Genomic DNA, 22,550 nt, shown 5'->3' on the forward strand with positions numbered 1-22,550 from the left:
TAATCGCTAGCGAGTCAGGCGCTGCGTGACGCCTTCTTGATCTTCTTCGGCACCGGACCTGGGCGGAACAGCTTGACGGTACGGATGGCCTGATCGTCGCTGCGCATCACTTCCAGCTTGACGTCGCCGATGCGCACGCACACGTCCCCTTCTGGAATCTCTTCGAGGATCTCGAGGATCAGGCCATTGAGCGTCTTCGGACCGTCGGTGGGCAGCGTGAGATGCAGCCAGCGATTCAGTTCGCGCAGCGGCATGCTGCCCGCGACGATGCACTCGCCGTCCTCGTTCCATCCGCCGCGCGACGCCGCGTTACGTGGAATCGACGTGGTGAACTCGCCGATCAGCTCTTCGATAATGTCTTCGGGCGTGACCAGCCCCTGCAGTTCGCCGTATTCGTTGACGACGAGCGCCGTGCGCTGACGGCTCTCCTGGAAATACTGAAGCTGCTGGAACACGGCGGTGCCGGTTGGCACGAAGTACGGCTCGGCAAGCAGTTCGCGCAGCGTCTCGCGCTCCAGTTCCTGGTTGTGCAGCGCGGCCAGCGTCTTGCGCACATGGAGCACGCCCAGCACGCGGTCGATGTCGCCCTGGTAGACGATCAGCTTGTTGTGATAGCAGGTCTCCAGTTGATGCAGGATCTGCTCGAACGGCGCGTCGAAATCGAGCGCCTCGATCCGGCGGCGCGGAATCATCACGTCGTCGACCGTGATGTTTTCGAGATCGAACAGATTAAGCAGAATGCTGCGGTGCTTCGTCGGCATGAAGCTGCCGGATTCGAGCACGATGGTGCGGAGTTCTTCAGTGGACAGCCGCTGCTCGCGATTGCCCTTGGTGTTGATGTGCAGGACCCGCAGGATGCCGTTCGCGAACAGGTTCACGAACCAGATGAGCGGCCTGGCGACTCGCATCATCGGTGCGATCAGCAGGCTGGCCGGCAGCGCGATCTTTTCCGGATACGTTGCGCCGACGATCTTCGGCGTGATCTCCGCGAAGACGATGATGAGGAACGCGACGATACCCGTCGCGATCGACAGCACGAGATTGTTCCGGCCAAACGTATGCAGCGCGATCGACGTGGTCAGTACCGGGATGATCGTGTTGAACAGGTTGTTGCCGATCAGGATCACGCTGAGCAGGCGATCGGTGTGTACCAGCAGGCCCTGGGTGGTTTTTGCGCCGAGCGTGCCCTGATTGGCGAGGTGCTTCAGGCGATGGCGGTTCAGCGCCATCATTGCCGTCTCGGAAATGGAAAAGAAGCTTGAGCAGACCAGCATCAGAAGGACGGCGCCGATCTGCGCCCATAAGGGAAGTTGTTCCACGCGTCGTGAAGTGAAGAGTCAGAAAAGGATGGGGAGAATATAGCAGAGGGCTTGCGGCGCTCACCCCTGGCCGGGTGGAGCGATGCCGGCCCGAAGGGTGAAAAACAAACAGGCGAAAAAAAACCGCGTAGCTCGTACGCGGTTTTTCAGAATCTGGTCGGGGTGAGAGGATTCGAACCTCCGGCCTCTACGTCCCGAACGTAGCGCTCTACCAGGCTAAGCTACACCCCGAATCTGGACTTTAACGGCGTTTTAGTCTCAATCAAGACTGTCTTGCCGTCGAGTAAGAGCATAATTCTAGCAGGCTTTCTTTGTAAATGGAATCGGGGAACGAAGAAATCGCCTCGGCGGCGGCCCGTGCTTCGTGCTTCGCGCAGTCGAGTGTGTGGTCGAGTGCGCCGGAGCGTGTAATGGCCGCGAAAATTTCGTCGAAGCGGTCGGTGCCGCCCTGTTCGATCGCCTCGCGCGCGAGTGACGCTTCGGCCTGCGTCCCATGTTCGATCAGCCAGATCAGTGGGAGCGTGGGCTTGCCTTCGCGCAGGTCGTCGCCGGCGTTCTTGCCCATCGATTCGGGCGTGCCGGTGTAGTCCAGCCAGTCGTCCATGATCTGGAACGCGGTGCCGATGCGGCGGCCGAATTCAGCGGCGGCTTGTTCAGTTGCTGCGTCGGTGGCGGCCAGCACGGCGCCGAGTTGCGCGGCGGCTTCGAAGAGCTTGGCGGTCTTGTAGCGGATCACCTGCATGTAGCGCGCTTCGTCGACATCGGCGTCGTGCATGTTCAGCAACTGCAGGACTTCGCCTTCGGAGATGATGTTCGTCGCCTCGGCGAGAATTTCCATCACGCGCATCTTGCCGACCCCGACCATCATCTGGAACGAGCGCGAATACAGGAAGTCGCCGACCAGCACGCTTGCCGCGTTGCCGAACAGCGCATTCGCCGTTTGCCGGCCGCGCCGCAGATCGGATTCGTCGACGACATCGTCATGCAGCAGCGTCGCCGTATGAATGAACTCGACGACCGCGGCCAGTTCATGCCGGTACCCGGTGGTTTCGCCGAGTGCGCCCGCGACGAGCAGCAGCAGCGCGGGGCGCAGCCTCTTGCCGCCGGCGCTGATGATGTACTCGGAGATCTGGTTGATCAGCATCACCTCGGACGCCAGCCGATGCCGGATGACACGATTCACCTGGTCCATGTCTTCGGCGATCGGGGCGAGCAGGGTGGCGGCGTTGGGGGCGGGGGTGGCGGTCGACGACATGATGGCGAAAAGGGGTAGTGCCGCGAATTATAAGGCGAATCGCGGTTCCTCCGGGTTTCCGCCTGCCGCGCAATGCCCGGCGAGCCGCCGTCCCTGGCCGGTTGTCAGCGGGTTTTGACCACGAAGCTAACTCTATGTATAATCACGGGTTTCCGCGCGTGGTGCGTCGGGAAAATGAATACAGAGTGAGGTTCTCAATGTACGCGGTCATAAAAACCGGCGGCAAGCAGTATAAGGTTGCTGTCGGCGAAAAATTGAAAGTAGAACAGATACCGGCAGACATTGACGCTGAAATCACGCTCGACCAGGTTCTTGCAGTAGGCGAAGGCGAATCGATTCAATTCGGTACGCCGCTGGTCAGTGGGGCTTCCGTCAAGGCTACCGTCGTGTCGCACGGTCGTCACGCCAAAGTGACCATCTTCAAGATGCGTCGCCGGAAGCACTACCAGAAGCATGGCGGCCATCGCCAGAACTACACCGAACTGCGCATCGACGCGATCAACGCGTAAGCGCACCGGTCAAGGAGCAATCAAATGGCACACAAAAAGGCAGGCGGATCGTCCCGGAACGGCCGCGATTCCGAGTCGAAGCGCCTCGGCGTGAAGGTGTACGGCGGTCAGGCAATCAACGCTGGCGGCATCATCGTGCGTCAACGCGGCACGCGTATGCACCCGGGCGACAACGTCGGTATCGGCAAGGATCACACCCTGTTCGCACTGACGGACGGCCACGTCAAGTTCACGACGAAAGGCGCCGCCAAGAAGCAACTGGTCAACGTCGTCCCGGCAGCAGTCTGAGTTTAATCAGACACGGGCTTCAGGACCGGAAAAAAGGCCCCGCGAAGTTAGCGGGGCCTTTTTCTTTTTCATTGCCGCTGGCTGTTCGGCCGAATGTTCATCGCGCGCCGGGCGCGGCAAAATAGCATCAACCACGGTGGCAACAGCCACGGGACGGAGCAACGCATGAAGTTCATTGACGAAGCGAGAATTGAAGTCATCGCCGGTGACGGAGGGGATGGCAGCGCGTCGATGCGCCGCGAGAAGTTCGTTCCGTTCGGCGGTCCGGATGGCGGCGACGGCGGCCGCGGCGGTAGCGTCTACGCGGTCGCGGACCGCAACATCAACACGCTGATCGACTACCGCTACGCGAAAAAGCACCAGGCGCGCAACGGCGAGAACGGCCGCGGCGCGGATTGCTACGGCAAGGGCGGCGACGACATCACACTGCGCATGCCGGTCGGCACGATCATCACGGACATGGACACTGGCGAGCTGATCGCGGATCTGACCGACCACAATCAGACCATCCAGGTCGCGACGGGTGGGGCCGGTGGCCTCGGCAACCTGCATTTCAAATCCAGTACGAACCGCGCGCCGCGGCAAAAAACCGAGGGCAAACCCGGCGAGCGCCGGATGGTCCGGCTCGAACTGAAAGTGCTGGCCGACGTCGGTCTGCTCGGCATGCCGAATGCCGGGAAGTCGACGTTCATTTCGTCGGTTTCGAATGCGCGGCCGAAGATCGCCGACTATCCGTTCACGACGCTTGCACCGAATCTCGGCGTCGTGCGCGTGGGGCCGAGCCGCAGCTTCGTGATTGCGGACATCCCCGGGCTGATCGAAGGCGCGGCGGAAGGCGCCGGGCTGGGCCATCAGTTCCTGCGCCATCTGCAGCGCACGGGGTTGCTGCTGCATATCGTCGACCTCGCGCCGTTCGACGAAACCGTGGACCCGGTCGCCGAGGCGAAGGCGATCGTCAACGAGCTGCGCAAGTACGACGAGCAGCTATACGACAAAACCCGCTGGCTGGTGCTGAACAAGCTCGATATGGTGCCCGACGACGAGCGCGCAGCGCGTGTCGCCGCGTTTATCGAGGGCTTCGGCTGGCACGGTCCGGTGTTCGAAATCTCCGCGCTGACCGGGCAAGGTTGCGAAAGCCTTTGCTACGCGGTGTACGACCATATCGCCGCGCATTCGGATGCGCAGCGTGCCGCCGAGGCGGAAGATCTGGCCGCCGACGTTCGCTTCCGGGAAGGCCCGAACGGCGGTGCAGCGCCGGTGCAGGAATAACAACATCCGGTTGAGCCGCGGTGCGATCGCGCGCTCGCGGCATCACGCGTCATCTTGGGAGACCGCGCATCATGCGTTCCGTCATCGCAGATTCCAGGCGATTGGTAGTGAAAGTCGGATCCAGCCTCGTCACGAACGACGGGCGCGGACTCGATCATGCGGCGATCGGACGTTGGGCCGCGCAGATTGCCACGCTACGCGCGCAGGGCAAGGAAGTCGTGCTCGTCAGCTCGGGCGCGATCGCGGAGGGCATGCAGCGGCTCGGCTGGACGAAGCGTCCGCGTGAAATCGACGAATTGCAGGCCGCCGCGGCGGTCGGGCAGATGGGCCTCGCGCAGGTCTACGAAAGCCGCTTTGCCGAGCACGGCATCCGCACCGCGCAGATCCTGCTCACGCACGCTGACCTCGCCGACCGCGAGCGCTATCTGAACGCGCGGTCTACGCTGCTGACGCTGCTGCGTCTCGGCGTCGTGCCGATCATCAACGAGAACGACACGGTCGTCACAGACGAAATCAAGTTCGGCGACAACGACACGCTCGGCGCGCTGGTGGCGAACCTGATCGAAGGCGACGCGCTGATCATTCTCACCGACCAGAGCGGCCTCTACACCGCCGATCCGCGCAAGGACCCCGCTGCACAGCTGGTCGAGCAGGCGGATGCCGGTGCACTGGAACTCGAGGCGATGGCCGGCGGTGCCGGCTCGAACATCGGCCGCGGCGGCATGCTGACCAAGATTCTCGCGGCCAAGCGAGCGGCGCACAGCGGGGCGAATACCGTGATCGCGAGCGGCCGGGAGGCGGACGTGCTCGCGCGGCTCGCGTCGGGCGAAGCGATCGGTACGCAGTTGATTGCGCGTACCGCCCGTATGGCGGCCCGCAAGCAGTGGATGGCGGATCACCTGCAGGTGCGCGGCCACGTGGTGATCGACGACGGTGCGGTCGAAAAGCTGACCGCCGGCGGCAAGAGTCTGCTGCCGATCGGTGTGGTCGGCGTGCAGGGTGCGTTCGCGCGCGGTGAGGTCATCGCGTGTCTCAGCGCGGCCGGGCGCGAGATTGCGCGCGGGCTCACGAACTACAGCAGCGCGGAAGCAAAGCTGATCCAGCGTCGCCCGAGCGGCGAGATCGAATCGGTGCTCGGTTACATGCTCGAGCCGGAGCTGATTCACCGCGACAATCTGGTGATCGTCTAACAAGAGTGAAGCTGCCCAGGCGGCACGGGCGAAAACCCGCGCCGCCGGCCAGATGAATCAGCGAATCAGCGACGTGGCCGTGCGCTTGTACTTCACGTTCTCGACGATCCGCGATGCGGATGCGGTCGGCATCTTGTTCGCGCAGAAATAATCCTGATAGAGCACCGCGTGGTAAGCGTTCAGTTCGCCGTTCTCGATCCGCGTCCAGTCGTTCGCCACGGTGCGGTCCCAGCCGTTGTGGTCGGCATCGAGGCCCGCGTACAAGCGCCACTCGTACGTATCGCAGCGGATACCCTCGTAGTTCACGTTGCGCGCGCCCGCCGGGCTCGTGATCACGACCGTGTAGCGCACGACGCCGTCGGTGCCGACAGTGACCGATTTCGCGTCCAGCGCAAAGTGCAGCGGCGTATTACCCGACACTTCGAACGGCAGCAAGTCAGCGGACTGCGGCAGTGGCGGCAACGTGTCGACCTTGTTTTCCACCCAGTTGGAAGGCTCGTCGAGCAGGTAATGGAACGCGCTGTCGTCCTTGTTGGTCGGCTGACGCGAACTCGAACAGCCAGCCAGCAAGACGCCGGTGGCGGCGCACGCCACGACGAGAGCAAGTGCTTTCAATGTGATTTCCTCGAAACACCGGCGCGGCAGCGTGCGTGCCGCACCGGCAAAAGAAAGGCGGCGTAGCGTTGAGCCGGCCGCCTGGATTTTAATCGTGCAGCCCGGGTCCGCGGCCGATCGCGCTTTCGACAGACCCGCAGTCGGACTCGATCGTCATACGGACGGTCGCTTCGACCGTGACCGATTCGACCATCGTTCCGTCCGCCGACGATACGATGCGCGGGTAGCGCGGCCCGTGGTGCGAGCCCGGTTTTTCCGTCCGCGGCGCAGCGCGGCGCAAAAAACGGGACAACTCCGTCAACGCCATCTGGTATACATCCCGCTTGAACTCGATCACACAGTCGAGGGGCACCCAGTACTCGTTCCAGCGCCAGGCATCGAACTCCGGATGATCGCAGGCGCGCAGGCAAATATCGCAGTCGCGCCCCACCATCCGAAGCAGGAACCAGATCTGCTTCTGGCCGCGGTAATGACCGCGGACCTCACGCTTGATGAACTTGTCCGGCACCTCATAGCGCAACCAGTCGCGCGTGCGACCGATGATCTTGACATGCTCCGGATGCAAGCCGGTTTCTTCGTGTAACTCCCGATACATCGCTTGCACTGGGGTCTCACCGTACTTGATGCCCCCTTGCGGAAACTGCCAGGAATGTTCACGGAGCCGCTTGCCCCAAAACACCTCGTTGTGCGCGTTCAAGAGGATGATGCCGACGTTCGGGCGAAAGCCTTCACGATCCAGCATACAACCACCTTCGAATCCTTTAAAATTGCTTTGATTATAAACAGATAACGGACCCGACGCACCGAATCGGAACGAATGGACCGATTCTCCGCCTTACCCCTGTAAAGAGGGCGTGATCGATGTGCCGTCGCGGCCCGCCCGGTCTGCGTTCACGCACTTCAACCGGGTCGGCGCCGGGTTCGCGATTCAACCGATTCATACCGTTTGATCTTTTTGGGCAGCCTGTCCGGGCCGCCGCTTTTGGAAAACTCTGAATGAAAGCCTCCCGTTTCTTTATCGGCACCCTGAAGGAAGCACCTGCCGACGCCGAGATCGTCAGTCACAAGCTCATGGTGCGCGCCGGTATGATCCGCCGCGTCGCCGGCGGCATTTATAACTATCTACCTGTCGGTTTGCGTTCGATCCGCAAGGTGGAAGCCATCGTGCGCGAGGAAATGAATCGGGCGGGCGCGATCGAGTTGCTGATGCCGGTTGTTCAGCCGGCCGAGCTCTGGCAGGAGTCGGGTCGCTGGGAAAAATACGGTCCTGAACTGCTGCGCTTCAAGGACCGCAGGCAGAGCGATTTCGTGCTCGGGCCGACCCACGAGGAAGTGGTCACCGACATCGCGCGCAACCAGATCAAGAGCTACCGGCAGATGCCGGTGAACTTCTACCAGGTGCAGGCGAAGTTCCGCGACGAAATCCGTCCGCGTTTCGGTGTGATGCGTGGCCGTGAGTTCATCATGAAGGACGCGTATTCGTTCGATAAGGACATGGACGGTCTGCGCGAGTCGTATCGCAAGATGTACGACGCGTACGTGCGGATCTTCACGCGCCTCGGTCTCGAATTCCGCGCGGTCGCGGCGGACAACGGTTCGATCGGCGGCAGCGGCTCGCACGAATTCCACGTGATCGCCGACACCGGCGAAGACGCGATCGCCTACTGCCCGACCTCCGATTTCGCGGCCAACGTCGAGGCGGCCGAAGCACTGCCGCTGATCGCATCGCGCGCGGCGCCGGCTGAACCGATGCAGAAGGTCGCGACGCCCGGCAAGGCGAAGTGCGAGGCGGTCGCGGAACTGCTGAATATCCCGCTCGAGCGCACGATCAAGTCGATCATCCTCGCCACCGAAAACGAAGGCGCCGAGCCGACCATCTGGCTGCTGATGCTGCGCGGCGATCACGACCTGAACGAAATCAAGGCGAGCAAGCTGCCCGGCCTCGCCGACCTCCGCTTCGCGACCGAAGAAGAAATCGTCGCGACGTTCGGCACGCCGCCGGGCTATCTCGGCCCGATTGGCACGAAGAAGCCGATCAAGGTGATCGCTGACCGCACGGTCGCGAACATGAGCGACTTCGTCGTCGGCGCGAACGAGGTGGACTTCCACATCGCCGGCGTGAACTGGGGCCGCGACCTGCCGGAGCCGGTCGTCGCCGACATCCGCAACGTCCGCAAGGGTGATCCGTCGCCGGACGGCAAGGGCGTACTCGACATCTGCCGCGGCATCGAGGTCGGCCACGTGTTCCAGCTCGGCAGCAAGTACTCGGACGCAATGAACGCGACCTACCTCGACGAATCCGGCAAGCCGCAGTCGATGCAGATGGGTTGCTACGGCATCGGCATCACGCGCATTCTGGGTGCGGCAATCGAACAGAATTTCGACGACAAGGGCATCATCTGGCCCGAGTCGATCGCGCCGTTCCAGGTCGTGCTGTGTCCGATGGGCTATGACCGCAGCGACGCGGTGCGCGAGCATGCGGACACGCTGTACGCGGCGCTCGTCGAAGCCGGCATCGATGCGATCCTCGACGATCGCGGCGAGCGTCCGGGCGTGATGTTCGCCGACTGGGAACTGATCGGCGTGCCGCATCGTCTGGTGATCGGCGAGCGCGGGCTGAAGGACGGCAAGATCGAGTACCAGGGCCGGCGCGACGCCGAGGCGACGCTGCTGCCGGTGGACAGCGCGGCACAGACCGTCGCGGAGAAAATCCGCGCGGCGCTGGCTGGCTGACCGGGGCGGACGTGGAATACACCTTCCTGTCCGCGACGATCCTGCTGCTGCTGATCACCGATCCGCTCGGCAACATTCCGATTTTCATCAACTGCCTGCGCGGCGTCGCGCCTCACCGGCGCGTCGTCGTGATCCTGCGCGAAGTGGGGATCGCGTTCGTCATCCTGCTGCTGTTCATGGTGTTCGGCGACCGCTTCCTGCGGATGATGAGCCTCACCGACCAGTCGCTGCGCATCGGCGGCGGCATCGTGCTGTTTCTGATCGCGCTGCGGATGATTTTTCCGCATCCGGACGGTCCATTCGGTGGCGACACGCGCGGCGGCGAGCCGTTGATCGTGCCGCTCGCGATCCCTGCGCTTGCAGGTCCGTCGGCGCTCGCGACGGTGATGCTGCTGACGTCGCAGGCGCCCGGCAAGATGCTCGAATGGGTCGGCGCTCTGACCGTCACGATGATCGTGTGCGCGATCGTGCTCGTGCTGGCCGAACGGATTCAGGTATGGCTCGGCGAGCGCACGGTCACGGCGTTCGAGCGTCTGATGGGGCTCGTGCTCGTCGCGATTTCGGTCGAGATGATTCTCGGCGGGATCCGGAGTTTCGTTCACCAGCTGTGAGCGGGGAAGCAGGGAAGCGGCAAAACAGCAAAACAAAAGCGGCCCGCGGGCCGCTTTTTTGTCGTCTCGGAAAAGAGAGAGCCCGACGGGTGTTCAGGCGCCGTCGGTCAGCGCGCGGATCGTCGGCAGATTGCGCCAGTAGCCTTTGGCGTCCATCCCGCAGCCGAACACGTAGCGGTCCGGCACATCGAACCCGCAGAAGTCCGGCCGCAGCGGCTTCGCTTTCGGGATGGTCTTCTCGCACAGCACCGCGCTCAGGAAACGCTTCGCGCCCATGTCGACGATGCGGTCGCGGATCGCGGCCATCGTTTCGCCTTCGTCGAGGATGTCGTCGAGCACGAGCACGACGCGATCCTTCACCGATTCGGCCGGCGCGACGCGCCATTGCATCTCGGCGCCACCCTTGGTCGTGTTGCGGTAGCGCGTGAGGTGGATGTAGTCGAACTCGAGCGGGAAATCGAGGTGCGGCAGCAGCATGCCGGTGAACACCGCCGCGCCGCCCATCACCGACAGCACGAGCGGGAAGTCCTCGCTCATTTCGGCACTGATGGCGGCGGCCATGCCGCTGATCGACGCATTGACGTCGCTGGCCGAAACGATTTCTTCGGAGTGACGGAATATATGGAGGGCTTCTTCGCGGTTCATGACGTCTGACGGGCGATAACGATAGACATAGTGTGAGAGAAAGCGGGGCGGTGCGCTACCGCATAAACCCGGCGGCCATGCTCCAGGGTGTGACCGGAAGCATGGCCTGAAGCGCGGCCGGAAATCAGCGCATGCCCGGTAGCATACCCTTCATGCCGCGCATCATCTTCTGCATGTTGCCGCCTTTCAGCTTCTTCATCATCGTGCGCATCTGGTCGTACTGGTTCAGCATGCGGTTGACTTCCTGCACCTGCACGCCGGCCCCGGCCGCGATGCGGCGCTTGCGCGTGGCCTTGATCAGATCGGGCTTCGCGCGTTCGAGCGGGGTCATCGAATTGATGATGCCCTCCATGCGACGCATCTGCTTTTCCGCCTGGCCCATGTTGGCGCCCGACGCGGCCTGCTGGAACTGCGCCGGCAACTTGTCCATCAGCGACGACAGGCCGCCCATGTTCTTCATCTGCGAGAGCTGCGCGCGGAAATCGTTCAGATCGAAGTCGCCGCCTTTCTTGACCTTGTTGGCGAGCTTCTGCGCGGCCTCGACGTCGACGCCGCGCTGCGCTTCCTCGACGAGGGCGAGAATGTCGCCCATGCCGAGAATCCGGTTGGCCATCCGGTCCGGATAGAAGATCTCGAGGCCGTCGAGCTTTTCGGCGACGCCGACGAACTTGATCGGCTTGCCGGTGATGTGGCGCACCGAAAGCGCCGCGCCGCCGCGCGAGTCGCCGTCGAGCTTCGTCAGTACGACACCGGTGAGCGGCAGCGCGTCGTTGAACGCTTTCGCCGTGTTGACCGCGTCCTGGCCCAGCATCGCGTCGACGACGAACAGCGTTTCCGCTGGCTTCAGCTCGGTGTGCAGCGCGGTGATTTCCTGCATCATCGCTTCGTCGATGCCGAGACGCCCGGCGGTATCGACGAGCAGCACGTCGTGATAGTGGCGCTTCGCCCAGTCGACGGCGGCGCGCGCGATGTCGACCGGCTTCTGGTCCGGCTCGGACGGGAAGAAATCGGCGCCCACCTGCTCGGTCACCGTCTTCAGCTGCGCGATCGCGGCGGGGCGGTAGACGTCGCACGAGACGGTCAGTACCTTCTTCTTGTACTTCTCGCGCAGCAGCTTCGCGAGCTTGCCGACGGTCGTGGTCTTGCCGGCGCCCTGCAGGCCCGCCATCAGCACGACGGCCGGCGGCGTCACCGCGAGGTTCAGTTCGGCGGCCTTGCCTTCGTAGTCACCGCCGATCACCGCGGTCAGTTCGCGCTGCACGACACCGACGAGCGCCTGGCCAGGCGACAGGCTCGAAATCACTTCTTCGCCGAGCGCCTTTTCCTTCACCCGCGCGATGAACTCGCGCACGACGGGCAGCGCGACGTCCGCCTCGAGCAGTGCGAGGCGCACTTCGCGCAGCATTTCCTGGGTGTTGGCCTCGGTAAGCCGGGCCTCGCCGCGCAGCGTCTTGACGACGCGCGCCATCCGTTGAGTCAGATTGTCGAGCATGGGGAACGATGAGCAGTGCGGTCGGTGCGGCGCGCGGCGACTAAGCCGTCGCGGACCGGGACCCTAGTGTAAACTTCGAACATGGATATTGTACTGTATGCCCTCACTGCGCTCCTCTACGGCGGCCTCGCCGTCGCGGGCTGGCGCACGCACCGGCAGACGGCGACGCGTCCGCTGCTCGAGAGCGTTCCCGCCGTACCGGCCGGCGCGCGCGCGGTGGCGTCGGTGGGGTTGAGCACGCCGGGCCGCGCGCTGATGGTGGTGGCGCTGCTCGCGCACGGCGCGCTGCTGCACACCACGATCTTCCCGCAGAACGCGATGGTGTTCGGTTTCGCGTTCGCGCTGTCCGCGATGTTCTGGCTCGGCGTCGGCATCTACTGGATCGAGAGCCTGTTTTTCCCGCTCGACGGTCTGCGGCTGCTGGTGCTGCCGCTCGCCTGCGTCGCGTCGCTGCTGCCGCTCGCGTTCGGCGGCGTGCGCGTGCTGTCGTATGCGGCGGATCCGCTCTTCAAACTGCATTTTCTGATCGCCAACATTGCCTACGGGCTGTTCGCGATCGCGGCGCTGCACGCGGTGCTGATGCTGCTCGTCGAGCGCCGTCTGCACAAGATGCGTGGCACCGCGCAGCAGCGTTCCGCCGCGGCGGACGGCGACTGGCTGTCGGGCTGGCTCGATACGCTGCCGCCGCTCCTCACGCTCGAAAAGCTGCTGTTCCGTCTGATCGCCGCCGGCTTCGTGCTGCTGACGCTCACGCTGCTCTCCGGCATTCTCTTCAGCGAACAGCTGATCGACCGCGCGCTGCGGCTCGATCACAAAACCGTGTTCGCGATTCTTTCGTGGCTGATGTTCGGCGCGCTGCTGATCGCCCGCAAGGTTTCCGGCTGGCGCGGCCGCGCGGCGTTGCGCTGGGTGCTGGCGTCGTTCGTGGCGCTGCTGCTCGCGTACGTCGGCAGCCGTTTCGTCTTCGAGGTGCTGCTGCACCGTCCTGTGGTCTGAGTCTTCCATGCGACAACTTTTTCTGCTGATCGTACTGTTCTTCGTCGGCCAATGGCTGGTCAAGGCGCTGCGCCGCGCGGACGCGCGCACGGCGCAACGTTCGGGTGGCTCCGGCAGCGCCGGTAATCCGGGTAGTGGCCAGACGGCCGGTGCAGGTTCCGGTGCGGGCGCACCGCACGCCCCCGCGCAGCTCGCCGAGCCGATGATCCGCTGCGTCGAGTGCGGCGTTCACGCGCCGAAGAGCGACTCCGTCGTCGTCGCGGAGCAGGCTTTCTGCTGCGCCGATCACGCGCGCCGTCACGCCGCGCGGACGGGTCCCGACGCGCGATGACCGCGCGCTTCGCCGTCGCCGCCGACGGCTGGGTAGCCGGCGCGACGCGGCTGCCTTCGCCGAATTTCGCGGCGCGTCCCGACGGTAGTGCGCCTCCGACGTTGATCGTCGTGCATAACATCAGCCTGCCGCCCGGCGAGTTCGGCGGCAGCGCGATCGCCGATCTGTTCCTGAACCGGCTCGACTGCGACGCGCATCCGTACTACGACACGCATCTGCGTGGCGTGCAGGTCTCCGCGCACTTTGTGATCCACCGCGACGGCGCGCTCGAACAGTACGTGTCGTGCGACGAGCGCGCGTGGCACGCGGGCGCATCGAACTTCTTCGGCCGGGAACGTTGCAACGATTTCTCGATCGGCATCGAACTCGAAGGCAGCGACGCGACCGCGTTCGAAGCGGCGCAATACCGGACGCTCGCCGCGCTCGTTACCGCGCTCGTCGCGCACTATCCGATCGAAGCGCTCGCCGGCCACGCCGACATCGCACCCGATCGCAAGACCGATCCAGGGCCTCATTTCGAGTGGGCCCGACTGCAGCGCGACACCTCGCTCGCCGCTCGGTATTTCCCCTACCTGAATCTCTCCGCGGCTTCGTAACCGCTCAATAACAGCCGTCGTAGCCACCTCGCGCGACGCGCGCGAAACGTGATGGGCGCTTGCTTTCCGGGCAGCCCCCCGTCGTTGCGCGGGGCTTCAAAAGTCAAGCACGGGAAGGCAAATAAAATAATTTGAGATGGTAGGAAAGTTCACTATACTTGGTGCCAGACGCTCGGTTTTCCACTACATCTTGTGTATGTGAGTAGGTGGTGAGCAAGTAGATTGGCGGCGCCCCGCTCCTCGAGCATGGCGCCGCGAGCACTTCCAGCGTCCAGAAAATTCGTGCGGCGCAGCGGGTTCAGGGTCCCGCGGCATCCGACACATCGAAGAGGGGAGAGCAGCAAGTGATCGCGACATTCATGATGCAGACCCCGGTCTATTCAGCACTGTCGCATCCGGCCACCTGGCCTCGCTGGTCCTCCTCTTCCGCTTCATCGCTTGCGCTCGCGGCGGCGCAGCGTCCGTCTTAATCCGCGGTTTCTCCGCACATTCCAGAATCAGGAGCTTTGCACATGCAAACGACCGACAACGTGACGACCCGGTATGAGGACGCCCCTGCGGGCCGTCCCTTCGGTGGGCAGGCGGGCGCACAGGCGCTCGCGCCGCAGGCGACTTTCGCCGACTACAAGGTGATCCGCCGCAACGGCAGCGTGGTGTCGTTCGAACCGTCGAAGATCGCGATTGCGGTGACCAAGGCTTTCCTCGCCGTGAACGGCGGCCAGGGCGCGGCGTCGGCGCGCGTGCGCGAGCTGGTGGAGCAGTTGACGCAGAGCGTCGTGCGCGCGCTGCTGCGCAGCCGCCCGAACGGCGGCACGTTCCATATCGAAGACATCCAGGATCAGGTCGAACTCGCGCTGATGCGCGAGGGCGAACACAACGTCGCGCGCGCGTACGTGCTGTACCGCGAGAAGCGTAATCAGGAGCGCGGCGTCGCGAACGAAGCGGCCGATGCGCCGGCTGCGTCCGGCCTGAACGTGACCGACAACGGCATCACGCGTCCGCTCGACCTGCAGGCGCTGCAGGCACTGATCGAGTCGGCGTGCGAGAACCTGGGCGACGCCGTCAGCGCGGCGCCGATCGTCGCGGAAACGGTGAAGAACCTGTACGACGGCGTGCCGATGAGTCAGGTCTACGACTCGGCGATCCTCGCAGCGCGCACGATGATCGAGAAGGACCCGGCGTACAGCCAGGCCACCGCCCGCATCCTGCTGCACACGATCCGCCGCGAGATTCTCGGCGGCGAAGTGACGCAGGCCGAAATGGACGAGCGTTACATCGAATACTTCCCGCAGTTCATCAAGCGCGGCGTGCAGGCCGAACTGCTCGACGACAAACTGCTGCAGTACGACATGAAGCGTCTCGGCGCCGCGCTCGACGCGACCCGCGACCTGCAGTTCGGCTACCTGGGCCTGCAGACGCTGTACGACCGCTACTTCCTGCATAACGACGGCGTGCGGATCGAAATGCCGCAGGCATTCTTCATGCGTGTCGCGATGGGCCTCGCGCTGAACGAAGTCGACCGCGAAGCACGGGCAATCGAGTTCTACAACGTGCTGTCCAGCTTCGACTTCATGAGCTCGACCCCGACGCTGTTCAATTCGGGCACGCGCCGCTCGCAGCTGTCGTCGTGCTACCTGACTACCGTCGACGACGACCTCGACGGCATTTACGAAGCACTGAAGGAAAACGCGCTGCTGTCGAAGTTCGCCGGCGGCCTCGGCAATGACTGGACCCGCGTGCGCGCGCTCGGCTCGCACATCAAGGGGACCAACGGCAAGTCGCAGGGCGTCGTTCCCTTCCTGAAGGTCGTCAACGACACCGCGGTCGCGGTGAACCAGGGCGGCAAGCGCAAGGGCGCGGTCTGCGCGTACCTCGAATCGTGGCACCTCGACATCGAGGAATTCCTCGAGCTGCGCAAGAACACCGGCGACGATCGCCGCCGTACCCACGACATGAACACGGCGAACTGGATTCCCGACCTGTTCATGAAGCGTGTAATGGAAGGCGGCGACTGGACGCTGTTCTCGCCGTCCAACTGCCCGGACCTGCACGACAAGTTCGGCGCCGAGTTCGAAACGGCTTACACCGCTTACGAAGCCAAGGCCGCCCGCGGCGAGCTGAAGCTGTTCAAGAAGATTCCGGCGGCGCAACTGTGGCGCAAGATGCTCGGGATGCTGTTCGAAACCGGCCACCCGTGGATCACGTTCAAGGATCCGTGCAACATCCGCAGCCCGCAGCAGCACGTCGGTGTGGTCCACTCGTCGAACCTCTGCACGGAAATCACGCTGAACACCAGCGACACCGAAATCGCCGTCTGCAACCTCGGCTCGGTGAACCTGGTCGCCCACCTGGCGAAGCAGGCGGACGGCTCGTACGTGCTCGACCACGACAAGCTGAAGCGCACGATCAGCGTCGCGATGCGGATGCTCGACAACGTGATCGACATCAACTACTACGCGGTCGCCAAGGCGCGTAACTCGAACCTGAAGCACCGTCCGGTCGGCATGGGCATCATGGGCTTCCAGGACTGCCTGCACGTGCTGCGCACGCCGTACGCGTCGCAGGAAGCGGTGGCGTTCGCCGACACGTCGATGGAAGCGGTCTGCTACTACGCGTACTACGCGTCGACCGAGCTGGCCCAGGAACGTGGCCGCTACTCGAGCTACCGCGGCTCGCTGTGGGATCGCGGCATCCTCCCGCAGGACACGCTGAAGCTGCTCGCCGACGCGCGCGGCGGCTACGTCGAGGTCGACTCGAGCGAGTCGATGGACTGGACCGAACTGCGCTCCCGCATCGCGACGTACGGGATGCGCAACTCGAACTGCATCGCGATTGCGCCGACGGCGACGATCTCGAACATCATCGGCGTGTCGGCCTGCATCGAACCGACCTTCCAGAACCTGTACGTGAAGTCGAACCTGTCGGGCGAATTCACGGTGGTGAACGACTACCTGGTGCGCGACCTGAAGGTGCGCGGCCTGTGGGACGAGGTGATGATCGCCGACCTGAAGTACTTCGACGGCACGCTGTCGCGCATCGACCGTATCCCGGCCGACCTCCGCGCGATCTACGCGACCGCGTTCGAAGTCGACCCGACGTGGCTCGTCGAAGCGGCGTCGCGCCGGCAGAAGTGGATCGACCAGGCGCAGTCGCTGAACATCTACATGGGCGGCGTGTCGGGCAAGAAGCTCGACGAGGTCTACAAGCTCGCGTGGCTGCGCGGTCTGAAGACGACCTACTACCTGCGCACGATGGCGGCGACGCACGTCGAGAAGTCGACGGTCGCGCACGGCGCGCTGAATGCGGTGTCGTCGGGCGACGGCGGCGATTCGTCCGGCGGTTCTTCCGGTGGTGGCGCGGCAGGCGGTGGACTCGGCAACGCGGGTGGATTCGGTGTGAAGGGCGGCGCTGCGTCGTCGGGCACGCTGAATGCGGCAGCGGTTGCAGCCGTAGCTGCAGCGCCGGTCGCCGCACTCGAAGCGGATGGTCCCGTGTGCGTGATGCGTCCGGGCGATCCGGGCTTCGACGAGTGCGAGGCCTGCCAGTAACGCTCTATATATAGAGAGCAGCGCCGGCGATGAGTCGGCCATGCTCTCGCGCGGATCGGGCGGCACAGCGTTTGCGCCGCCCGACGGATCGAAGAGCGCATCGCGTTCGATCCTCACTTCGATCCGCTTGTTTCGCGCTTGCTTTGCGCTTGTTCCGCGCTTGTTTCGATTCGAATCGCACGTTGCAGCTGACTCGCAGATGAGTGTGAACGAGCAAGGGACAACCCGTAGCATCGTCTGCGATGCAGGCGATGTGAACGATCCGGCAGCAGAAATTTTCAACGCGTCGAGCGGTCTTCGTTCGACGCAATTCGATCACGCGAAGCGCGTCATCGACACCTCTTGCGATTGCATCGCGCGAAGCGCGCGACACAGTCGATCGAACAAAGTGTTGTATGAAGGTCGCAACGCGAATCGAAAACAGGAACTTTCGTGAGCGAACTCTTTTAACGCTCGTGAAAAGATGGTACAAACCGTTCTAAATTGATGGTGACATTTATGCTCAACTGGGATGACGAGATCACTGCCGTAACTCCCGCGAGCGGTGCGCAACAGAATGCGTTGCGTCACTCCGCGGCGACGGCCGTCGGTACGCAAGCTGTTGCGCGTCCCGCTCATCAGGCTCCCTCGGCGCAGGATATTTTCGCGAACGACATCGCTGTCGCTCCGTACGCCGCTCAGAACACCGCCTCTGCCGCACCGGCTGCCGCCTCCGAAGCGCGCGTGAATGTTGCCGACAAGCGCATCATCAACGGCAAGACCGACGTCAATCAGCTCGTGCCGTTCAAGTACAAGTGGGCATGGGAGAAGTATCTGTCGGGTTGCGCGAACCACTGGATGCCGCAGGAAATCAACATGTCCCGCGACATCGCCCTGTGGAAAGACCCGAACGGGCTGACCGAAGACGAGCGTCGCCTCATCAAGCGCAACCTCGGCTTCTTCGTGACGGCCGACTCGCTTGCCGCCAACAACATCGTGCTGGGCACCTACCGCCACATCACGGCGCCCGAATGCCGCCAGTTCCTGCTGCGCCAGGCGTTCGAGGAAGCGATCCACACGCACGCCTACCAGTACATCGTCGAATCGCTGGGTCTCGACGAAGGCGAAATCTTCAACGCGTATCACGAGGTCTCGTCGATCCGCGCGAAAGACGAATTCCTGATTCCGTTCATCCACACGCTGACCGATCCGGCCTTCACCACCGGAACGCTCGAAGCCGACCAGAAGCTGCTCAAGTCGCTGATCGTGTTCGCCTGCGTGATGGAAGGGCTGTTCTTTTACGTCGGGTTTACACAGATCCTGGCGCTCGGCCGCCAGAACAAGATGACCGGCGCGGCGGAACAGTACCAATACATCCTGCGCGACGAGTCGATGCACTGCAATTTCGGCATCGACCTGATCAACCAGATCAAACTCGAAAACCCGCATCTGTGGACGTCCGAGTTCCGTGCGGAGATCCGCGAGATCTTCAAGCAGGCAGTCGAACTCGAATATCGCTACGCTGAAGACACGATGCCGCGCGGCGTGCTCGGTCTGAATGCCTCGATGTTCAAGAGCTACCTGCGCTTCATCTGCAACCGTCGTTGCCAGCAGATCGGTCTCGATCCGCTGTACCCGAACGAAGAAAACCCGTTCCCGTGGATGAGCGAAATGATCGACTTGAAGAAGGAACGCAACTTCTTCGAGACGCGCGTGATCGAATATCAAACTGGCGGAGCGCTGTCCTGGGAATGACCCACGGCTCTTCGCAGCAGCACGCATCGATGATGGGGATGCCGGCACCGTGGCGCAAGCGCGCCGTGCCGGCGTACGACGTTAGGAGCAGGAACGCCTGATGCAAAGCATGCCCGGTGCCTTAACGGCCCACAAACATGACAGGCACTTTGCGAACCCTTCAGTGGGATGGGCAAACTTCCCCCCGGAAAATGCCGTCGGCCCAAGCGCCGGCGGTGAGATCAAACGATTGGCGACGTCCGGATGCGACGTCGACTGGACTTGGCGCGCGGTGTCTTCTGACACGGTGCGCCTTACCGTATTCATTAGCGTAAGCGCGCAGGATCTGCGTACGCCGATGAATAGCCCGCTTTGTAGCGCGCGCCGTGAGAAGCGTCCGCGGGAAGCGGGTTTTGACGAAGGGTGTGTTGTTTGAACCTCATCTGAAAACCTGAAGGAGTAAATGATGGCAACTGCCAAGAAGAAACCTGCTGCGAAAAAAGTCGCTGTGAAGAAGGTCGCTGCGAAGAAGGCACCGGCGAAGAAGGCCGCTGTCAAGAAAGTCGCGGTGAAGAAGGTTGCAGCGAAGAAAGTCGCAGTGAAGAAGGTTGCTGCGAAGAAGGCACCGGCGAAGAAGGCCGCAGCGAAGAAGGCTGCAGTCAAGAAAGTCGCAGTGAAGAAGGTTGCTGCGAAGAAAGCGCCGGCCAAGAAGGCTGCAGCCAAGAAGGTTGTGAAGAAGGCCGCGGCGAAGAAGGCGCCTGCGAAAAAGGCTGCCGCCAAGAAGGTAGCGAAGAAGGCTGCGAAGAAGGCGCCTGCGAAAAAGGCTGCGGCCAAGAAGGCTGCGCCTGCGAAGAAGGCTGCCGCCAAGAAGGCCGCCCCTGCAAAGAAGGCTGCCCCTGCGAAGAAGGCTGTTGCGAAGAAGGCTGCACCTGCTCCCGCTGCGCCCGCTGCTGCATCGAGCGCGCCGGCAGCGACGGTGAAGACCGCGTTGAATCCGGCTGCTGCATGGCCGTTCCCGACCGGCAGCCGTCCGTAACAGCACGCAGTCCCTGGACACATCGCGATGTGTCCATGATTGAGTAGGCCTACTCGATCGAGATCCCGTCACCGGGTAACTGGTGACGGGATTTTTTTGCGCGCGACGCTACGACCGCACGGATGGACAGCGCGGGTTGAGCGTGCGGTGGGAGAGTAGTGGTGAGAAAGAAGCGTGCGCGGCCTGGAGAGCGGCGAGCGCCGCGCAAAAAGAAAACGGCGAGCCAGGCCAGTCGCATAAAAAAAGCGCATGCACAGGGGAGCGCATGCGCTTGAGGTCACCGCAGCGCGCTGCGGTTCAGGGGAAACGGTTTAGTGCGTGACGCGCGTAACGCCACCGCTCGACAGCAGACGGACGCGTTCGCCGGCCTGGAAGATTTCGCCGTTGGCGCTTTGCACGATCGCGCGGATATCGCCGTTGTCGAGGCGCACGGTGATCTCCACGCCGCTGTGAACCGCGACGCCGTTCTCGACCGCGTTGCCGGCCACCGCACCCGCGATACCGCCGATGATGCCCGTCACGATCGAACCTTTGCCGCCGCCGATCGCGCTGCCGGCCACCGCGCCGAGCGCGCCGCCGCCGATCGCACCGAGTCCGCTCGGCTGGCCGTTGTTCGAACTGATCCGCACTGCGCGCACGCTGTCGACGGTGCCCATGCGGACCGTCGCTTCGCGTTGCGCCTGCGAGGCGGTGTACACGTCGGCCGAGCTGCTGTTGTAGGCACACCCCGACATGGCGAGCGTACCGACGACGATTGCGGCCACTACCAAGCGACTCGTTGTTTTCATTCCCTTACTCCAATAGCAAAGAACGGCGGCGAACCACTCGTTCGAATTACGGCAGGTCGTAACCAAACGCCTGCTTGAACCGCTCGTTGATCTCCGCGCGCGACGGCGCGTAGGTTTGCGGGCCCTGATGTTCGATCTTGAGTGCGCCCATCAGGCTGGCGAGACGACCGGTGGTCGCCCAGTCAAGCCCTCGTTCGATTCCGTACAGCAGACCGCCGCGGAATGCATCGCCGCAACCGGTGGGGTCGAGCACGCGCTGTGCGGTGACCGCCGGAATGGCTTCGATACGCCCCGAATGGTGGATCTGCGACCCTTGTTCGCCGAGCGTCACGATCAGCGCGTCGACGTGGCCGGCGATTTCTTCGATAGACCAACCCGTCTTGTTGCTGACGAGTTTAGCTTCGTAATCGTTGACAGCTACATACGTGGCAAGTTCAATCATGCGGCGCAGCGACGGACCGTCGAACAGCGGCAATCCCTGACCCGGATCGAAGATAAACGGCACGCCCGTCGCGGCAAATTGCTCCGCGTGCTGGATCATCCCGTCGAAGCCGTCCGGCGCAACGATGCCGAGCGTGATGCCTTTTGCTTCATCGACGCGGTTCACGTGCGACTGCATCATCGCGCCCGGATGGAAGGCCGCGATCTGATTATTTTCGAGGTCGGTGCTGATCATCGCCTGCGCGCAGTACGTATCCGGCAGCACGCGGACGTATTCCTTCGACAGCCCGAGGCTATCCAGCCGGTCGATATAGGCTTGCGAATCGGCGGCGCCGAGCGTACCCATGATCCGCGCGTCGCCGCCCAGCAGGTGCAGCGCATAGCCGATATTGCCCGCGCAGCCACCGAACTCGCGGCGCATCGTCGGCACGAGGAAGCTCACGTTCAGGATGTGGACCTGATCGGGCAGGATGTGCTCCCGAAACCGGCCCTCGAATTTCATGATGATGTCGTAGGCAATCGAGCCGCAAATCAGCGTAGCCAAGGCGATCGTTCCTGTAGAAGTCCAGAGAAAAGGGCGACGACGATGCGAAAACGCCGCGCGAAAAGCGCGGCGCCCGATCGTGCACGCAGGCTTATTTCAGCGCTGCGAGCGCAGCGTCGTAGTTCGGCTCGTTCTTGATTTCGCTGACCAGTTCGGCGTGGACGATCTGGTCGTTTTCGTCGAGCACGACGACCGCGCGTGCCGTCAGGCCGGTCAGCGGGCCGCTTGCTACATCGACGCCCCAGGCCTTCGCGAAGTCGTGGCTGCGGAACGTCGATGCCGTCACGACGTTCTCGAGGCCTTCGGTCGTGCAGAAGCGCGATGCGGCGAACGGCAGATCGCCCGACACGACGATGACCGCGGTGTTCGCGAGCTTGCTGGCCGCTTCGTTGAACTTGCGCGTCGACGTCGCGCAGGTCGGCGTGTCGAGGCTCGGAACGATGTTGAGCACCTTGCGCCTGCCGGCGAAATCGGCGAGTGCCAGCGGCTTCAGGTCCTTGCCCGTGAGCGAGAACGAGGGTGCCTTCTGACCCACGGACGGGAACGTACCGGCGATTTCGATCGGGTTGCCACCCAGCGTGACTTGACTCATGTTGTGCTCCAGAAAGACGTCAGGGATTGAACGGAAAAC

Annotated in this window: 23 protein-coding genes and 1 tRNA gene; 14 read left to right on the forward strand and 10 right to left on the reverse strand. The window is 63.3% G+C overall.

Translation table 11 applies throughout. The annotated features are described in order from the left end of the window. Window positions 1–14: 14 nt before the first annotated feature. The 3 genes from ACREXZ_RS27280 to ACREXZ_RS27290 all read right to left on the reverse strand — a co-directional run bounded on the left by ACREXZ_RS27280 (window position 15) and on the right by ACREXZ_RS27290 (window position 2,574). Window positions 15–1,319, reverse strand: a complete 1,305-nt coding sequence (locus ACREXZ_RS27280; protein WP_431767254.1) for an HlyC/CorC family transporter — start codon at window positions 1,317–1,319, stop codon at window positions 15–17. 154 nt (window positions 1,320–1,473) lie between these two features. Further along, window positions 1,474–1,550 (reverse strand) — tRNA-Pro (locus ACREXZ_RS27285). 31 nt (window positions 1,551–1,581) lie between these two features. Further along, the gene (locus ACREXZ_RS27290; RefSeq protein ID WP_431767255.1) at window positions 1,582–2,574 is read right to left on the reverse strand and encodes a polyprenyl synthetase family protein; all 993 of its coding nucleotides are present in this window, start codon (window positions 2,572–2,574) and stop codon (window positions 1,582–1,584) included. A gap of 197 nt (window positions 2,575–2,771) precedes the next feature. On the opposite strand from ACREXZ_RS27290, the gene rplU reads away from it, so the two are divergent. From rplU to proB, 4 genes are all read left to right on the forward strand, one after another. Next, window positions 2,772–3,083 (forward strand): 50S ribosomal protein L21, encoded by a 312-nt coding sequence (gene rplU, locus ACREXZ_RS27295; RefSeq protein WP_004194344.1) that lies wholly within the window; start codon window positions 2,772–2,774, stop codon window positions 3,081–3,083. A 24-nt stretch (window positions 3,084–3,107) separates the two neighbouring features. Next, window positions 3,108–3,371, forward strand: coding sequence for a 50S ribosomal protein L27 (rpmA, locus tag ACREXZ_RS27300; RefSeq protein ID WP_431767256.1), 264 nt, complete (start codon window positions 3,108–3,110; stop codon window positions 3,369–3,371). Between the two features lie 165 nt (window positions 3,372–3,536). Continuing rightward, a complete protein-coding gene (gene cgtA, locus ACREXZ_RS27305; RefSeq protein WP_431767257.1) occupies window positions 3,537–4,640 on the forward strand; it encodes an Obg family GTPase CgtA in 1,104 nt (367 codons plus the stop codon). A gap of 71 nt (window positions 4,641–4,711) precedes the next feature. Beyond that, entirely contained in the window at window positions 4,712–5,830 is a 1,119-nt protein-coding gene (proB, locus tag ACREXZ_RS27310; RefSeq protein ID WP_431767258.1) for a glutamate 5-kinase, read from the forward strand. 57 nt (window positions 5,831–5,887) lie between these two features. On the opposite strand, the gene ACREXZ_RS27315 is transcribed toward proB, so the two are convergent. Then, window positions 5,888–6,445, reverse strand: a complete 558-nt coding sequence (locus ACREXZ_RS27315; RefSeq protein ID WP_431767259.1) for a CNP1-like family protein — start codon at window positions 6,443–6,445, stop codon at window positions 5,888–5,890. 88 nt (window positions 6,446–6,533) lie between these two features. Next, entirely contained in the window at window positions 6,534–7,187 is a 654-nt protein-coding gene (locus ACREXZ_RS27320) for an RNA pyrophosphohydrolase (protein WP_431767260.1), read from the reverse strand. Between the two features lie 254 nt (window positions 7,188–7,441). Here ACREXZ_RS27320 and ACREXZ_RS27325 point away from each other — a divergent pair, with 254 nt between their 5' ends. Together ACREXZ_RS27325 and ACREXZ_RS27330 are read left to right on the forward strand one after the other, a co-directional pair. Then, entirely contained in the window at window positions 7,442–9,178 is a 1,737-nt protein-coding gene (locus ACREXZ_RS27325) for a proline--tRNA ligase (protein ID WP_431767261.1), read from the forward strand. Window positions 9,179–9,189: 11 nt separating this feature from the next. Further along, entirely contained in the window at window positions 9,190–9,789 is a 600-nt protein-coding gene (locus ACREXZ_RS27330; RefSeq protein WP_431767262.1) for a MarC family protein, read from the forward strand. A 93-nt stretch (window positions 9,790–9,882) separates the two neighbouring features. On the opposite strand, the gene ACREXZ_RS27335 is transcribed toward ACREXZ_RS27330, so the two are convergent. Both ACREXZ_RS27335 and ffh read right to left on the reverse strand, forming a co-directional pair. Then, window positions 9,883–10,434 carry a hypoxanthine-guanine phosphoribosyltransferase gene (locus ACREXZ_RS27335; RefSeq protein WP_431767263.1) on the reverse strand — a complete coding sequence of 184 codons (552 nt, stop codon included), beginning with the start codon at window positions 10,432–10,434 and terminating at the stop codon, window positions 9,883–9,885. A gap of 124 nt (window positions 10,435–10,558) precedes the next feature. Next, complete coding sequence (gene ffh, locus ACREXZ_RS27340) at window positions 10,559–11,926, reverse strand: signal recognition particle protein (protein WP_431767264.1); 1,368 nt, start codon at window positions 11,924–11,926, stop codon at window positions 10,559–10,561. 81 nt (window positions 11,927–12,007) lie between these two features. Between ffh and ACREXZ_RS27345 the strand changes: the two genes are divergently transcribed. The 8 genes from ACREXZ_RS27345 (at window position 12,008) to ACREXZ_RS27380 (ending at window position 20,146) form a co-directional block, all read left to right on the forward strand. Then, complete coding sequence (locus ACREXZ_RS27345; protein ID WP_431767265.1) at window positions 12,008–12,922, forward strand: cytochrome C assembly family protein; 915 nt, start codon at window positions 12,008–12,010, stop codon at window positions 12,920–12,922. A gap of 7 nt (window positions 12,923–12,929) precedes the next feature. Further along, a complete protein-coding gene (locus tag ACREXZ_RS27350) occupies window positions 12,930–13,253 on the forward strand; it encodes a PP0621 family protein (RefSeq protein WP_431767266.1) in 324 nt (107 codons plus the stop codon). Continuing rightward, a complete protein-coding gene (gene ampD / locus ACREXZ_RS27355; RefSeq protein WP_431767267.1) occupies window positions 13,250–13,849 on the forward strand; it encodes a 1,6-anhydro-N-acetylmuramyl-L-alanine amidase AmpD in 600 nt (199 codons plus the stop codon). The genes ACREXZ_RS27350 and ampD overlap by 4 nt, the downstream gene beginning before the upstream one ends. Before the next feature lie 512 nt (window positions 13,850–14,361). Then, window positions 14,362–17,397, forward strand: a complete 3,036-nt coding sequence (locus ACREXZ_RS27360; protein WP_431767268.1) for a ribonucleoside-diphosphate reductase subunit alpha — start codon at window positions 14,362–14,364, stop codon at window positions 17,395–17,397. A 40-nt stretch (window positions 17,398–17,437) separates the two neighbouring features. Next, window positions 17,438–17,833 carry a hypothetical protein gene (locus tag ACREXZ_RS27365; protein ID WP_431767269.1) on the forward strand — a complete coding sequence of 132 codons (396 nt, stop codon included), beginning with the start codon at window positions 17,438–17,440 and terminating at the stop codon, window positions 17,831–17,833. Window positions 17,834–17,895: 62 nt separating this feature from the next. Further along, the gene (locus ACREXZ_RS27370) at window positions 17,896–19,131 is read left to right on the forward strand and encodes a ribonucleotide-diphosphate reductase subunit beta (protein ID WP_431767270.1); all 1,236 of its coding nucleotides are present in this window, start codon (window positions 17,896–17,898) and stop codon (window positions 19,129–19,131) included. A gap of 100 nt (window positions 19,132–19,231) precedes the next feature. Continuing rightward, window positions 19,232–19,546 carry a hypothetical protein gene (locus ACREXZ_RS27375; RefSeq protein ID WP_431767271.1) on the forward strand — a complete coding sequence of 105 codons (315 nt, stop codon included), beginning with the start codon at window positions 19,232–19,234 and terminating at the stop codon, window positions 19,544–19,546. Window positions 19,547–19,576: 30 nt separating this feature from the next. After that, complete coding sequence (locus ACREXZ_RS27380) at window positions 19,577–20,146, forward strand: histone H1-like DNA-binding protein (protein WP_431767290.1); 570 nt, start codon at window positions 19,577–19,579, stop codon at window positions 20,144–20,146. Between the two features lie 311 nt (window positions 20,147–20,457). Here ACREXZ_RS27380 and ACREXZ_RS27385 read toward each other — a convergent pair whose 3' ends face one another. The 3 genes from ACREXZ_RS27385 to tpx all read right to left on the reverse strand — a co-directional run bounded on the left by ACREXZ_RS27385 (window position 20,458) and on the right by tpx (window position 22,511). Then, window positions 20,458–20,934 carry a glycine zipper 2TM domain-containing protein gene (locus ACREXZ_RS27385; RefSeq protein WP_431767272.1) on the reverse strand — a complete coding sequence of 159 codons (477 nt, stop codon included), beginning with the start codon at window positions 20,932–20,934 and terminating at the stop codon, window positions 20,458–20,460. Between the two features lie 46 nt (window positions 20,935–20,980). Then, window positions 20,981–21,919: a carbohydrate kinase family protein gene (locus ACREXZ_RS27390; RefSeq protein WP_431767273.1), complete on the reverse strand. Its 939-nt coding sequence runs from the start codon at window positions 21,917–21,919 to the stop codon at window positions 20,981–20,983. 91 nt (window positions 21,920–22,010) lie between these two features. Continuing rightward, window positions 22,011–22,511, reverse strand: coding sequence for a thiol peroxidase (tpx, locus tag ACREXZ_RS27395; RefSeq protein ID WP_431767274.1), 501 nt, complete (start codon window positions 22,509–22,511; stop codon window positions 22,011–22,013). Window positions 22,512–22,550: the final 39 nt, after the last annotated feature.

The organism is Paraburkholderia sp., assembly GCF_050742655.1.
In the GTDB taxonomy this organism is placed as follows: domain Bacteria; phylum Pseudomonadota; class Gammaproteobacteria; order Burkholderiales; family Burkholderiaceae; genus Paraburkholderia.